This is a genomic window from Serratia sp. Ser99, from assembly GCF_024519545.1.
In the GTDB taxonomy this organism is placed as follows: domain Bacteria; phylum Pseudomonadota; class Gammaproteobacteria; order Enterobacterales; family Enterobacteriaceae; genus Serratia; species Serratia liquefaciens.
Genome location: NZ_JALJRT010000003.1, coordinates 40,479 through 52,874, shown reverse-complemented (window position 1 = coordinate 52,874; position 12,396 = coordinate 40,479). Strand labels below are relative to the sequence as shown.

Genomic DNA, 12,396 nt, shown 5'->3' with positions numbered 1-12,396 from the left:
ATGAGCACTTCAGCATTGATTCCCGAAAGCAAACTGCCCGCTCTGGGCACCACCATTTTCACCCAGATGAGCGCGCTGGCAGCGCAGCATCAGGCAATCAACCTGTCTCAGGGTTTCCCCGATTTCGATGGCCCGGACTACCTGAAAGAGCGTCTGACCTGGCATGTCAGCCAGGGCGCAAACCAATATGCACCGATGACCGGCGTCGCGCCCCTGCGCGAAGCCATCGCCGAGAAAACGGCGGCGCTGTATGGCTGGCTGCCGGACGCGACCACCGAAGTTACCGTCACTGCTGGGGCTACCGAAGCGCTGTTCGCCGCCATCAGCGCGTTGGTGCGTCCGGGAGATGAAGTAATTTGCTTCGATCCCAGCTATGACAGCTATGCGCCGGCGGTCACCTTGTCCGGCGGTACGCTGAAACGCATTGCACTGCAGCCGCCGGCCTTTAGCGTCGATTGGCGACAGTTCGAAGAATTATTGTCGCCACGCACCCGCCTGGTGATCCTCAATACGCCGCACAACCCTTCCGCCACCGCCTGGCAGGCGGAAGATATGCAACAGCTGTGGCATGCCATTAGCGAGCGTGAAATCTATGTGCTCAGCGATGAAGTCTATGAGCACATTTGTTTCGCCAAAGGGGGGCATGCCAGCGTGCTGGCCCACCCGCAGCTGCGCCAACGCGCCATTGCGGTGTCATCCTTCGGCAAAACCTTCCACATGACCGGCTGGAAAGTGGGTTATTGCGTCGCCCCGGCAGCGCTGAGTGCGGAAGTGCGCAAGGTACACCAGTACCTGACCTTCTCGGTTAACACCCCGGCACAGTTGGCGCTGGCCGATATGCTGCGCAGCGAACCGGAACACTGGCAGCAGCTATCTGCGTTTTACCGCGCCAAGCGCGACCGTTTCGTGCAGGCGCTGTCCAGTAGCCGACTGGAAATTTTACCCTGCGAAGGGACATACTTCTTACTGGCGGATTACAGCGCGGTCTCGGATCTGGACGACGTGGCATTCTGTCATTGGTTAACCGAGCACGTAGGCGTGGCGGCGATCCCGCTGTCGGTCTTCTGTGCCGATCCTTTCCCTCATAAATTGATCCGGCTGTGCTTCGCTAAACAGGATGCCACACTGGATGCAGCTGCGGAGCGGTTATGTCGACTTTAAAAATTACCCTGTTGCAGCAACCCCTGGTGTGGCGAGATGGCCAAGCCAATCTGCAACATTTTGACGCCTTGCTGGCCCCCTTAAGCGGCCGCGATCTGATCGTATTGCCGGAGATGTTTACTACCGGTTTTGCCATGGATGCCGGGGAAAGTGCGCTGCCGGAACAGCAGGTGATTGACTGGCTGCACTGTTGGGCGAACAAAAACAACGCGCTGGTTGGCGGCAGCGTGGCGCTGAAAACCGCCGAGGGCGCGGTTAACCGTTTCCTGCTGGTGGAGCCCAACGGCCGGGTGCATGCCTACGATAAGCGCCACCTGTTCCGCATGGCGGGTGAACACCTGCACTATCAGGCAGGCAAACGGCGTGAAATCTTCGAATGGCGCGGCTGGCGCATCCTGCCGCAAATCTGTTACGACCTGCGTTTTCCGGTCTGGTCTCGCTACCAGCAGGATTACGATCTGGCGCTGTACGTCGCCAACTGGCCGGCACCGCGCAGCAAACACTGGCAAACGTTGCTGGCGGCACGGGCCATTGAGAATCAGGTCTACGTGGCCGGTTGCAACCGCGTCGGCGAAGACGGCAACGGTCTGAACTACAGCGGTGACAGCCTGATCCTTAGCCCGCAGGGCGAAACGCTGGCGCAGGCGGAACCCGGCATTGCCGCAAGGCTTGACGCGGAACTGTCGCTGGAAACCCTGCAAAGCTATCGCAGTGCCTTCCCGGCCTGGCGGGATGCCGACAGTTTCCTGCGCCACGATTAAGCATTTCGGGCGCGGTACCGGTACACCGCGCCCGTTGCTTCAGGAAAGCTCTTCTTCCGCCGCTTTTTCTTCTGTCCCCCCAATGCGGTTAAACAACAGGTTCAGCAACAGCGCCACCAGGCACGAGGCACTGATGCCTGAATGCAGCAAAGTACGCACCCAGTTCGGAAACTGATCGTAAAAGGTCGGCATCACGATAGGGATCATGCCGAAGGCAATCGCCGTTGCTACCACCACCAGATTCATGTTGTCCTTATACTCAACCTTGGCCAGAGTGCGGATGCCGCTGGCGGCCACCGAGCCGAACAGCACCACACCCGCGCCGCCCAAGACCGGCAGCGGAATGCAGGCCACCAGTCGCCCCAGGACCGGCAACAGCCCCAGCAGCACCAGAATCGCCCCGCCGGCGCTGACCACAAAGCGGCTCTTCACGCCGGTGATCGCCACCAGCCCGATATTCTGGGCAAACGAGCTTTGCGGAAACGAATTGAATACCGGTGACAGGGCGCTGGACAACATATCGGCACGCAACCCGTTGGCGATACGGCGCGCATTCACCGGCGAACCGACAATTTCTCCGACGGCCATCAGCCCGGCGGTGGTTTCCGTGAGTAATACCAGTACGATCAACAGCATGGATAGCACCGCGCTCAGTTCGAAGGTTGGCCAGCCATAAGCAAAAGGCGCAGGGAATGCCAGCCAAGGCCCGTGGTCTACGGCAGCGAAGCTCAGCTTACCCACCCACGCGGCCACCACACAGCCGACAGCCATCGCCAGCAGCACCGATAACCGTTTTAACGCCGGGGAACCCACCTTGTTCAGCAACAAAATAACCGCAAGTGTGAAAGCCGCCAGGCCAATATTTCCGATTGATCCCCAATCTGCAGCCTTGGCGTTGCCCCCCATCGCCCAGCGTACCGCCACCGGCATCAGCGACAGCCCAATCACCGTCACCACGGTGCCGGTCACCACCGGCGGGAAATAGCGAATAATCTGCGAGAAAAACGGCGCGATCAGTAACCCAATCAACGACGCAGCGATCACCGCACCAAACACCGCAGGCAACCCGCCGTCGCCAGTGACTATGGTCACCATGGTCGCGACCCCCGCAAAGGAAACGCCCTGCACCAACGGCAAACGAGAGCCGAAACCCGGCGCACCAAGCGTTTGCAATAACGTCGCCAAACCGCTGACAAACAGCGCTGCCGTCACCAGCAGGCCAATTTGCGCGGCGTCTAACCCTGCGGCAGAACCTATGATCAATGGCGGCGCTATGATGCCGCCATACATGGTCAGAATATGCTGCAGGCCGTAGGCGAAGGTTTTTACCAGCGGCAGTTTTTCATCTTCCGGGCAGCACGAAGCCGCGCCCTTATCCTGAGACAGAGCCATAGATACCTCGTCAATGCGGGTTAACCGCTAAGGGCGTTTAGCTGCCCCGGTAGGTTGAATAGGAATACGGGCTGATGAGCAGCGGTAAATGGTAATGCTGCGCCGCATCCTTGATGACAAAATCGATGATCGCCGTGGCGTATAACGTTTCACGATTGTCTGCGGTAAAGTAACCGCCCACGTCGGCATGCAGGCGGTAATGCCCCGCGGGCAGCTCATCCGGCGTTAGCTCACGGGCGCGGCCATCGGCATCGGTGGTGCCTTCGGCTATCGCCCGCCATTGCCCCTGCTGTTCCCACTCCAGCCAGACTCGCACCTTTGCCGCCGGTTTACCCAGAGAGGTATCCAAAATATGGGTGCTGATATTACTCATCGCTCAGTAACTCCTTAAAACGCAGCATCACGATTTCGCGCAGCTGTTCGGCGGTTTCCTGCCGCTCCTGCTCCACGTCGTTGCTCAAGCGTCGTTCCAGCTCACTCAGAATGGCTCGCCCATCTCGGCCGGCGGCACGGATCAAAAACACCTGGCCAAATTGCTGTTCATAACGCCGGTTGCCCACCAGCAGCGCTTGAGCCAATTCCGGATCCCGGGCATTGACCGCCGACTGTTCACGCTTGGAGAACTGCGCCTCTTTCCCCTGGCCTGCGGCACGTTCGCCAATGCGCGGGTGCTGCGCCAATGCCTGGCTGACCTCTTCAGGTCGCCAACGCTGCGCCGCCTGCCAGGCCACCGCCAACGCGGCATCGCTGCTGCTGAACGGCCGGGCCGCAATCACTGAAGCTATCCAGCTCGGAATGTTCACGCAGGGCTGCAGCAATCGCTCGGCTTCCGCCACGGGTAATTGATTAAACTGCTGCAGATTCATCGGTGTTCTCCCAACTGGCCACCGTCTGGCAGTAGGCCTGAATAGCCAGCGCCACATCGGCCTGGCTTACGGCTTCGGCCGGATGATGGCTGATGCCGCGATCGCAACGGACAAACAGCATGCCCACCGGCCAGCAAGCCGCCACGGCAATCGCGTCATGCCCGGCACCGCTGGGCAAAGCCATGCTGCGCCCCTGCACCGCCGCCACGCTCTGCTGCCAACGCTGCTGCAAATCTGCATCACATTCCGTTGCGTTTATGCGATAAAACTCCTCGCTGGCAAAACCTAATCCGCGACGTGCGCAGATCTCCTGTGCCCGTTCCAACAGCTGCGTAAGCAATGCCGCCAGCGGGCCATCTTGCGGGCCGCGAACGTCCAGCGACAGTTTCACCTCACCGGGAATGACGTTGACCGCCCCCGGAAGACTTTCGATACAGCCGACAGTCGCCACCAAATGTTCATCGCGGGTACGGGTTATTGCTTCAACCGCCACCATCCACTCCGCCGCGGCCGCCAAGGCGTCTTTGCGTTGCCCCATCGGCACGGTGCCTGCATGGCCTGCCTCGCCGCTAAAGGTGCAATGGAGTCGACGCGCGCCGTTAATCGCCGTCACCACGCCCAGAGCCAGATCGGCGGCCTCCAGACAAGGCCCTTGTTCAATGTGCAATTCCAGATAAGCGCAGATATCACCTGGTGCTCGCCGCGCCTCAACCACCGCCGCCGGATCCAGGCCAAACTCGCGCAACGCCTGCGCCACGCTGATGCCCTCGGCATCAGTCCGCGCCAACCACTCGGCTGGCCACTGGCTGGTAATGCCCCGGCTGCCCAGCAGGGCGACGCTAAATCGCGTCCCTTCTTCATCGGCAAAGCCAATCACTTCAACCGCCACCGGCAGACGCCGCTGCTGCTGATGCAAATGCGCCACCACCTCCAAGGCGGTCAATACGCCGAGCATACCGTCATAACGACCGGCATTGCGCACCGTATCCAAATGCGAACCGAGTAACAGCGCAGGCGCACCTGGCGTTTGACCTTCGTAGCGGCCACAAACATTGCCAACGGCGTCCTGCCAGACCCGCATACCGATACTGCGCATCCAGTCGCCTACCAACAGGTTGGCGCGCCGATGCTCCGGCGACAGATAAACCCGCGTCAGCTGGCCTGGCGTAGCGCTGATCGCCGCCAGCGCGTCGCAACGCGCCATCACCCGTGCGGCCGCCTGTTCCGCCTCCTGGACGGTTAACCGCAACGCCATCACCGGCTCCCGTCGTCGTAGGTGTTCCAGGCTGCCTGCAGCGCTTCCCCCTGCTTGCTGGCGAAACCCAGACGGTTCAGCACCGCTTCCAGCGCAGTCAAGGTTTGCAGCACACAGTCTTTACGCGCGTTGTAGCCCATGGTACCGATGCGCCAAATCTTGCCCTGCAGCGGGCCGAACGAAGTGCCGATCTCGATGGCAAAATCATTGAGCATCATCTGCCGCACCTGTTCGCCATGCACCTGCGGCGGGATCACCACCCCCAACACGTTGTTCATGCGGTTATCGAGATCGCCGAATACCTCAAGCCCCATGCCCTGAATGCCGGCCAGCATCGCCGCGCCGTGCAGCTTGTGGCGAGCGATGGTGTTATCCAGCCCCTCTTCCAGGATCACCCGGGCACATTCGCGCGCGGCGAACAACATGCTGGTGGCTTCGGTGTGGTGATTCAGACGCTCGGGGCCCCAGTAATCCATGATCATGCCGAGATCAAAATAGTTGGAGTAGATCATCTCATCGTCACCGTCGGCATGATCGGCAGTGCGGATCCCCTGCTCCACGCACTTACGACGGCGGACGATCTCTTCGAACTGCGGGCTTAGGGTGACCGGCGAACTGCCGGACGGACCACCCAGACATTTCTGCAGGCCTGCGGATACCGCATCCAGCCCCCAGGCATCGGTTTCCAGCGGGTTACCGGCGAAGGATGCAGTCGCGTCGGTATAAAACAGTACGCCGTGGCGGCGGCAGATATCCCCCAGTTGATCCAGCGGCTGCAGCATGGTGGTCGAAGTGTCTCCCTGCACCGTCAACAGCAGACGCGGACGTACCTTCTTGATCGCATCTTCAATCTGATCGGCACTGAACACTTCCCCCCACGGCGCCTCGAGGGTGTGCACTTCGGCACGACAGCGGCGGGCAATTTCACACAGCAAATGGCCAAAGCGGCCAAACACCGGCACCAGCACTTTGTCGCCGGGGCGGATGGAGGAGACCAGCATCGCTTCGATGCCCGAACGGGAGGTGCCGTCGATCAGCATCGTCCAGCGGTTTTCGGTACGAAACAGCGCGCGATACAGCTCCATAACCTGATTCATATAGCCGGTCATCGCCGGATCATACTGCCCAATCAACTGGCTAGACATGGCACGCAGCACGCGCGGATCGGCGTTGATCGGCCCTGGCCCCATCAGCAGACGGGCAGGCGGGTTAATCTGATCGAACTGGGTAATATCCAACATGTTAATTCCTTACCAGCTTAATAACTCAGTAAACTCAGAACTCAGAACTCAGCACGCGTCCCATGGCATATCACGCCTCGGACAGGCCGCGAACTGAAGCAATAAACTGTTTCAATTCCTGCGTTTGCGGATTGGCGAACAGCGTGCGGCTGTCGCCTTGCTCCCACACTTTGCCCTGGTGCATAAACACCACCCGGTCACCGACCTCACGGGCAAAGTTCATTTCATGGGTCACCAGAATCAGCGTCATACCCTCTTTGGCCAACTGCTCCAGGACTTTCAGCACCTCGCCCACCAGCTCAGGATCCAGCGCCGAGGTGATTTCGTCGCACAGCAACACCTTCGGGTTCATCGCCAGCGCACGGGCAATCGCCACCCGCTGCTGCTGCCCTCCGGAAAGGTTAGCCGGGGAATAATGCATCCGCTCACCCAGCCCAACCTTGTTCAGCATCTCTTCCGCCAGCTCGCGGCATTCCGCCGGGCTTTTCTTCAGCACCCGACGCGGTGCCAACATCACGTTTTCCAACGCGGTCATATGGGGAAATAGATTGAAGTTCTGGAACACCATGCCAATGGAGCGACTGATCTCACGCGCCTGCGAATCACGGTCGGTGATGGTCATGCCACCCAGTTTGATGCTGCCTTCCTGGTACCCCTCGAGCCCGTTGATGCAGCGCAACAGGGTGCTCTTGCCCGACCCGCTACGGCCGATAATCGAAATCACCTGGCCCATATCGATATCCAGATCCACGCCCTTCAGCACGTGGTTCTGGCCGTAATATTTTTGAACCTGATTAATTGTGATGAGCGGCATGGAACTTCCTCTCCAGATAATGGCTGTAGCGCGACAGCGGGTAACACATCAGGAAATAGCCCAGCGCGACCAGGCCGAACACTTTAAAGGGTTGATAAGTGACGTTGTTTAACATGGTGCCTGCCTTGGTCAGTTCGACAAAACCAATGATCGACGCCAACGCGGTGCCCTTGATCACCTGAACTGAAAAACCGACGGTCGGCGCAATGGCAATGCGAACCGCCTGTGGCACCACTACCCGCACCAGGGTCTGGCCGAAGCTCAGCCCAAGACAGCGCGACGCTTCCCATTGGCCTTTGGGCAACGCGGCGATGCTGCCGGACCAGATATCCACCAGAAAAGCGCTGGTAAACAGCGTCAGTGCCAGTGCCGCAGCGGCCCAGGGGCTAACATCAATGCCGAACAGCGCCAGCCCAAAGAAGGCCAGGAACAGCTGCATCAGCAGTGGCGTGCCTTGAAACAGCTCTGAATAACAGCGGACAAAACGCAGCGCCCACCGGCGCTTGCTCAGGCGCAGCAATAACAGCGGCAGCGTCACCAGTGTGCCGCCAAAGAACGCCGTCAGCGACAGCAACAGCGTCCAGCGCGCGGCCAGCAGCAGGTTGCGCACAATGTCCCAGTCGGTAAAAGTCAGCATCAGTTCTGGCTCCCTAAAAAGCGGCGGCCGGCGGCCAGCAACAGTTGGCGCATCAGTATCGATAGCAGCAGGTAGAACAACGCCGTCACTAAATACACCTCAAAACTGAGGAAGGTGCGCGACTGGATCAGGTTGGCGGCAAAGGTCAATTCTTCGAACGACACCTGCGACACCACCGACGAGCCCAGCATGACGATAATGCACTGGCTGACCAACGCCGGGTAAATGCGCTGCAGCGAAGGCGGTAACACGATGCGCAAAAATGTCTGGCTGCGGCTAAAGCCCAGCACCCGCCCGGCCTCCCACTGCCCTTTCGGCGTCACCTGAATGCCTGCGCGTATAATTTCAGTGCTGTAGGCGCCCAGATTAATCACCATCGCCAACAGAGCCGCCTGCCCGGCGGTCAGCTTCCACCCCAGGCTCGGCAGACCAAAGACAATGAAGAACAGCTGCACCACGAACGGCGTGTTGCGCACCACCTCGACGTAAATCCCCCAGGCACGGCTAAACAGGTTGGCTTTGCCGCTGCGGATCGCCGCCCCGAAAATCCCCAGCGCAACGCCCATCAGGGTGGCCAGTGCCGTCAACTCAATCGTGGTTAGCAAACCGGCCAACAGCTCCGGCAGATAGGGCCACAGCGCGGGAAAATTTAGCTGATAGGTCATCGGGTGCTCCCATTACGCGCCAAGATGGGCGGGCAGCGGCGCTTTCAGCCATTTTTCCGACAGCCCATTCAGGGTGTTGTCTTTCAGCGCTTGTTCAATCAATTCATCCACTTTGGCTTTCAGCGCCGGTTCGCCCAGACGCAGGCCGACGAAGCATGGCGAATCCTTCAACATAAACTTGGCCACCGGCGCTTTGGTCGGGTTCTGTCGCGCCAGAGCGCTCACCACCAGATTGCCGGTAGCAATGTATTGCACCTGACCGGACAGGTAGGCCGACAGCGTGGTGTTGTTGTCTTCGTAGCGTTTGATCTGCGCGCCCTTCGGCGCAGTGTCGCTCAACACCATGTCTTCAACCGCCCCGCGCGTCACGCCAACGGTCTTGCCTTCCAATTGAGCGGCATCGCTCAACGCGGTGTCTTTAGGGCCAAACACCCCCAAGAAGAACGGCGCATAGGCACGGCTGAAAGCGATAGCCTTTTCGCGTTCAGGGTTTTTGCCCAGGCTGGAAATCACCAAATCCACTTTGTTAGTCTGTAGATAAGGGACGCGGTTGGCACTGGTGACCGGCACCAGCTGCAACTTAAGTTTCATCTTGTCGGCCAGATACTGCGCCATATCGATGTCATAACCCTGCGGCTGCAGATCGGTGCCTACCGAGCCAAACGGCGGGAAGTCTTGCGGTACCGCTACCCGCAACACGCCACGCTGCTGGATTTCTTGTAGTTGATCCGCCATCACCGACGTGGCCTGCGCCATCAACAGCACCGCCCCTAACGCCGCTACCCCGATTTTCTTGAAGTTCATAGACTATCCCCGATGGTGAAATGATGAAACAAAAGATTCTTTGATTATCACTTTGCAACTAATGTGCCAATCAAGAGCGTCAACCAGCTTAACCTTTGCTGTCTTTGAGTTAGGGGGCTAAGAGGAAACTCCCCTGCCATGACTGTGGCAGGAGGAAGGGATATCACGGAGAAAAATGCGCACCATCAAAGTGCGAAGGCACCAAAATGGCGCGGAAATTAGCGCTGTTCCAACTCATCCAGATCGCCATACAGATCGGCGATCTGATGGATCCGTTGGCGTCCTTGCGTCAGCGTCTCATGCAGCAAGGCATTGCTGAGCAGATTGGCCAGGCTCATGGCGGCAGAATAGCTGTCAAAGGCGGAAACGCTATCCAGCGGTGCCGCCAGATGCCAGTTCGCCAGTGGGATCAGCGACTGCGCCTGCGGTTCGCACACCAGCAGCGTCGGAACCTGCTGAATCTGCAACTGCGTCAGCAAGGCCCGCAACTGACGCGGCCGGCGGCGAAAAGCCACAACTACGGCCACGTCCCCGTGGTCCAAATCGACCAGCTCTTCCGCCAGCGTTTGCCCGGGCTGCGGCATCAATAACACCTGCTCACGTACCTGCATCAGTTGCTGGCGCAGGTGCATGGCAATCGGATAACTGTTGCGAAACCCCATCAGTACCACACGCCGAGCCTGCACCAGGGCGGCGATCACCGCATTGAACTGGCCGGCGTCAATATGGTTCACCCACTGAGTAAGGTTGGCCATTTCCTGCTTGTAGTGCCGCGCCAACAAGGTGTTGCCCTGCACCGCGTCACGATTATCGGTCAGCGGCATGCCGCTCTGGCGCAGGGTGCGCAGTTCATCACGCATTGCACGGTAGCTTGGGTAGCCCAGGCGTTTGAACAGGCGGCTGACGGTAGCTTTGGATACGCCGCTCAGGCGCGCCAACTCGGCGCTGTTGTAGCTGATCAGGTCGTCAAAGTGATCGAAAATAAAATCGGCTACCCGCTGTTCCTGCGGCGTAAGCTGCGAATATTCCCCGCGCAGGCGTTCATCGATCTGCTTCATTGCTGCTCCTGCTTGTAACCTTTGTTTCAGCGGAACATAGCACGGCCAATCTACCCGCTGGCAAGCGTTTATTACCGCCGAAGAAAACATGGAACGCCTCTTGCTTGTCTTTGAGACAGAAGCTGACCTCAAACAAGGGCCAAGAAATGATTAACAGTAATACCGCGCCATTGGGCATGGCCGTCACGCCTCACCACCTCGCCAGCGAAAGCGCGCTGGCGGTTCTGCGTGAAGGGGGTAACGCCATCGAAGCCATGGTCGCCGCCGCCGCGACTATCGCCGTGGTTTATCCGCACATGAATGGCCTGGGCGGTGACGGTTTCTGGCTGATTGTGCCGCCACAGGGCGATCCGGTGGCGATCGACGCCAGCGGCGCTGCCGGTTCCTTAGCCACGCTGGATTTTTACGCCGGTGAAAGCCACATCCCGCATCGCGGACCCAGGGCGGCGCTGACCGTTGCCGGCACCGTTGGCGGCTGGCGTGAAGCGCTAGACTATTCCGGCGAGCTGGGCGGCGAACAGCTGCCGCTACCGCGTCTGCTGGCCGATGCCATTCGCTATGCGGCGGACGGCATTCCGGTTACCGCCTCGCAGGAGGCCGCCACACGCAGCAAATATCATGAACTGGCGGATGTGGAACATTTTGCCCGCACTTATTTACCGCAGGGGGAAATCCCCCTTGCCGGACAGCGTTTCTGCCAGCCACAGTTAGCGGATACCCTGATTGCCCTGGCCGAAGAGGGATTGGACAGCTTCTATCGCGGCCCACTGGCGCAAAGCATGGCGGCCGATATGGCCCGGCTGGGCATGCCGCTCACCGCCCAAGATCTGGCGGATTATCGGCCGCGTCGGCGCACGCCTTTGCGACTTGAGCATCAGAAAGGTGAAGTCTTCAACCTCACCCCACCCACTCAGGGCCTGGTGTCGCTGGCAATCCTCGGTTTGACCGATCGCCTGCCCCTGGCCAGCAAAAGCGAAGGCGCAGTGGTGCATGGCATCGTCGAGGCCACCAAGCTGGCTTTCGGTCTGCGTGACCAATTCATCACCGATCCACGCCAAATGACGCAGGATCCGCAGGCACTCCTGACGACAGAACGCCTGGATGCGCTGGCCAAGCATATCGATCCTGAGCATGCCGCGGCCTGGGGCAAAGGCAAGGGGCCGGGCGATACCGTGTGGATGGGCGTGATGGACAGCAGCGGTCTGGCGGTGTCCTTTATCCAAAGCATTTACCACGAATTCGGCAGCGGTGTGGTATTGCCGCAAAGTGGCGTGCTGTGGCAAAACCGCGGAGCGTCCTTCAGCCTGGATGCCGCCCATCTGCTGGCACTGGCGCCAGGCAAACAGCCTTTCCACACTCTGAACCCCGCGGCGGCTCGCCTGTATGACGGACGCACGTTGGTGTATGGCTCCATGGGCGGCGACGGCCAGCCGCAAACCCAGGCGGCGGTGTTTGTTCGCCATGTGGTGCAGGGCCTGCCGCTGCAGCAGGCGATCAGTGCGCCGCGCTGGCTGCTGGGCCGCACCTGGGGTGAAAGCTCTGACTCACTGAAGCTGGAAGGTCGCTTTAGCGCGGAAACCGTCGACTACCTGCGCCAACGGGGCCACGACGTGGAGTTGTTACCGGACTTTAGCGAAGCGGTCGGCCATGCCGGCGCCATTGTTCGCCATACTAACGGCATGCTTGAAGGGGCTTTCGATCCCCGCAGCAACGGCAGTGCCGCCGGCTTCTAGCCGCCATTT

The 12,396-nt window shown here is 59.8% G+C and carries 13 protein-coding genes; 3 read left to right on the top strand and 10 right to left on the bottom strand.

The genetic code is table 11. The annotated features are described in order from the left end of the window. Complete coding sequence (locus tag NR114_RS07945) at positions 1-1,161, top strand: pyridoxal phosphate-dependent aminotransferase (RefSeq protein WP_048759722.1); 1,161 nt, start codon at positions 1-3, stop codon at positions 1,159-1,161. After that, positions 1,149-1,922 carry an amidohydrolase gene (locus NR114_RS07940; RefSeq protein WP_256814082.1) on the top strand — a complete coding sequence of 258 codons (774 nt, stop codon included), beginning with the start codon at positions 1,149-1,151 and terminating at the stop codon, positions 1,920-1,922. The genes NR114_RS07945 and NR114_RS07940 overlap by 13 nt, the downstream gene beginning before the upstream one ends. A 39-nt stretch (positions 1,923-1,961) precedes the next feature. On the opposite strand, the gene NR114_RS07935 is transcribed toward NR114_RS07940, so the two are convergent. The 10 genes from NR114_RS07935 to NR114_RS07890 form a co-directional block, all read right to left on the bottom strand. Continuing rightward, positions 1,962-3,314 carry a nucleobase:cation symporter-2 family protein gene (locus tag NR114_RS07935; RefSeq protein ID WP_256814083.1) on the bottom strand — a complete coding sequence of 451 codons (1,353 nt, stop codon included), beginning with the start codon at positions 3,312-3,314 and terminating at the stop codon, positions 1,962-1,964. A 37-nt stretch (positions 3,315-3,351) separates the two neighbouring features. Then, complete coding sequence (uraH, locus tag NR114_RS07930; protein ID WP_020825354.1) at positions 3,352-3,687, bottom strand: hydroxyisourate hydrolase; 336 nt, start codon at positions 3,685-3,687, stop codon at positions 3,352-3,354. Continuing rightward, positions 3,680-4,180, bottom strand: coding sequence for a 2-oxo-4-hydroxy-4-carboxy-5-ureidoimidazoline decarboxylase (gene uraD, locus NR114_RS07925; protein ID WP_256814084.1), 501 nt, complete (start codon positions 4,178-4,180; stop codon positions 3,680-3,682). Before uraD ends, uraH begins: the two co-directional genes overlap by 8 nt. Further along, on the bottom strand, positions 4,161-5,435 hold the full coding sequence (hpxK, locus tag NR114_RS07920) for an allantoate amidohydrolase (RefSeq protein WP_256814085.1): 1,275 nt from the start codon (positions 5,433-5,435) through the stop codon (positions 4,161-4,163). Before hpxK ends, uraD begins: the two co-directional genes overlap by 20 nt. Then, a complete protein-coding gene (locus tag NR114_RS07915) occupies positions 5,435-6,676 on the bottom strand; it encodes an alanine--glyoxylate aminotransferase family protein (RefSeq protein ID WP_020825351.1) in 1,242 nt (413 codons plus the stop codon). The genes hpxK and NR114_RS07915 overlap by 1 nt, the downstream gene beginning before the upstream one ends. A 70-nt stretch (positions 6,677-6,746) precedes the next feature. After that, positions 6,747-7,490 carry an amino acid ABC transporter ATP-binding protein gene (locus NR114_RS07910; RefSeq protein WP_044548464.1) on the bottom strand — a complete coding sequence of 248 codons (744 nt, stop codon included), beginning with the start codon at positions 7,488-7,490 and terminating at the stop codon, positions 6,747-6,749. Further along, positions 7,471-8,127, bottom strand: a complete 657-nt coding sequence (locus tag NR114_RS07905; RefSeq protein ID WP_046374437.1) for an amino acid ABC transporter permease — start codon at positions 8,125-8,127, stop codon at positions 7,471-7,473. The genes NR114_RS07910 and NR114_RS07905 overlap by 20 nt, the downstream gene beginning before the upstream one ends. Continuing rightward, positions 8,127-8,792: an amino acid ABC transporter permease gene (locus NR114_RS07900; RefSeq protein ID WP_020825348.1), complete on the bottom strand. Its 666-nt coding sequence runs from the start codon at positions 8,790-8,792 to the stop codon at positions 8,127-8,129. The genes NR114_RS07905 and NR114_RS07900 overlap by 1 nt, the downstream gene beginning before the upstream one ends. A gap of 12 nt (positions 8,793-8,804) precedes the next feature. Then, positions 8,805-9,596 carry a transporter substrate-binding domain-containing protein gene (locus NR114_RS07895; protein WP_044548462.1) on the bottom strand — a complete coding sequence of 264 codons (792 nt, stop codon included), beginning with the start codon at positions 9,594-9,596 and terminating at the stop codon, positions 8,805-8,807. Positions 9,597-9,814: 218 nt separating this feature from the next. After that, on the bottom strand, positions 9,815-10,654 hold the full coding sequence (locus NR114_RS07890) for a MurR/RpiR family transcriptional regulator (RefSeq protein WP_020825346.1): 840 nt from the start codon (positions 10,652-10,654) through the stop codon (positions 9,815-9,817). 146 nt (positions 10,655-10,800) lie between these two features. Here NR114_RS07890 and NR114_RS07885 point away from each other — a divergent pair, with 146 nt between their 5' ends. Next, the gene (locus tag NR114_RS07885) at positions 10,801-12,387 is read left to right on the top strand and encodes a gamma-glutamyltransferase family protein (RefSeq protein WP_256814087.1); all 1,587 of its coding nucleotides are present in this window, start codon (positions 10,801-10,803) and stop codon (positions 12,385-12,387) included. Positions 12,388-12,396: the final 9 nt, after the last annotated feature.

Coding starts and splice junctions, on each gene's coding strand:
- NR114_RS07945 (WP_048759722.1), top strand. CDS start 1: ATGAGCACTTCAGCATTGATTCCCGAAAGCAAACTGCCCGCTCTGGGC.
- NR114_RS07940 (WP_256814082.1), top strand. CDS start 1,149: ATGTCGACTTTAAAAATTACCCTGTTGCAGCAACCCCTGGTGTGGCGA.
- NR114_RS07935 (WP_256814083.1), bottom strand. CDS start 3,314: ATGGCTCTGTCTCAGGATAAGGGCGCGGCTTCGTGCTGCCCGGAAGAT.
- uraH (WP_020825354.1), bottom strand. CDS start 3,687: ATGAGTAATATCAGCACCCATATTTTGGATACCTCTCTGGGTAAACCG.
- uraD (WP_256814084.1), bottom strand. CDS start 4,180: ATGAATCTGCAGCAGTTTAATCAATTACCCGTGGCGGAAGCCGAGCGA.
- hpxK (WP_256814085.1), bottom strand. CDS start 5,435: ATGGCGTTGCGGTTAACCGTCCAGGAGGCGGAACAGGCGGCCGCACGG.
- NR114_RS07915 (WP_020825351.1), bottom strand. CDS start 6,676: ATGTTGGATATTACCCAGTTCGATCAGATTAACCCGCCTGCCCGTCTG.
- NR114_RS07910 (WP_044548464.1), bottom strand. CDS start 7,490: ATGCCGCTCATCACAATTAATCAGGTTCAAAAATATTACGGCCAGAAC.
- NR114_RS07905 (WP_046374437.1), bottom strand. CDS start 8,127: ATGCTGACTTTTACCGACTGGGACATTGTGCGCAACCTGCTGCTGGCC.
- NR114_RS07900 (WP_020825348.1), bottom strand. CDS start 8,792: ATGACCTATCAGCTAAATTTTCCCGCGCTGTGGCCCTATCTGCCGGAG.
- NR114_RS07895 (WP_044548462.1), bottom strand. CDS start 9,596: ATGAACTTCAAGAAAATCGGGGTAGCGGCGTTAGGGGCGGTGCTGTTG.
- NR114_RS07890 (WP_020825346.1), bottom strand. CDS start 10,654: ATGAAGCAGATCGATGAACGCCTGCGCGGGGAATATTCGCAGCTTACG.
- NR114_RS07885 (WP_256814087.1), top strand. CDS start 10,801: ATGATTAACAGTAATACCGCGCCATTGGGCATGGCCGTCACGCCTCAC.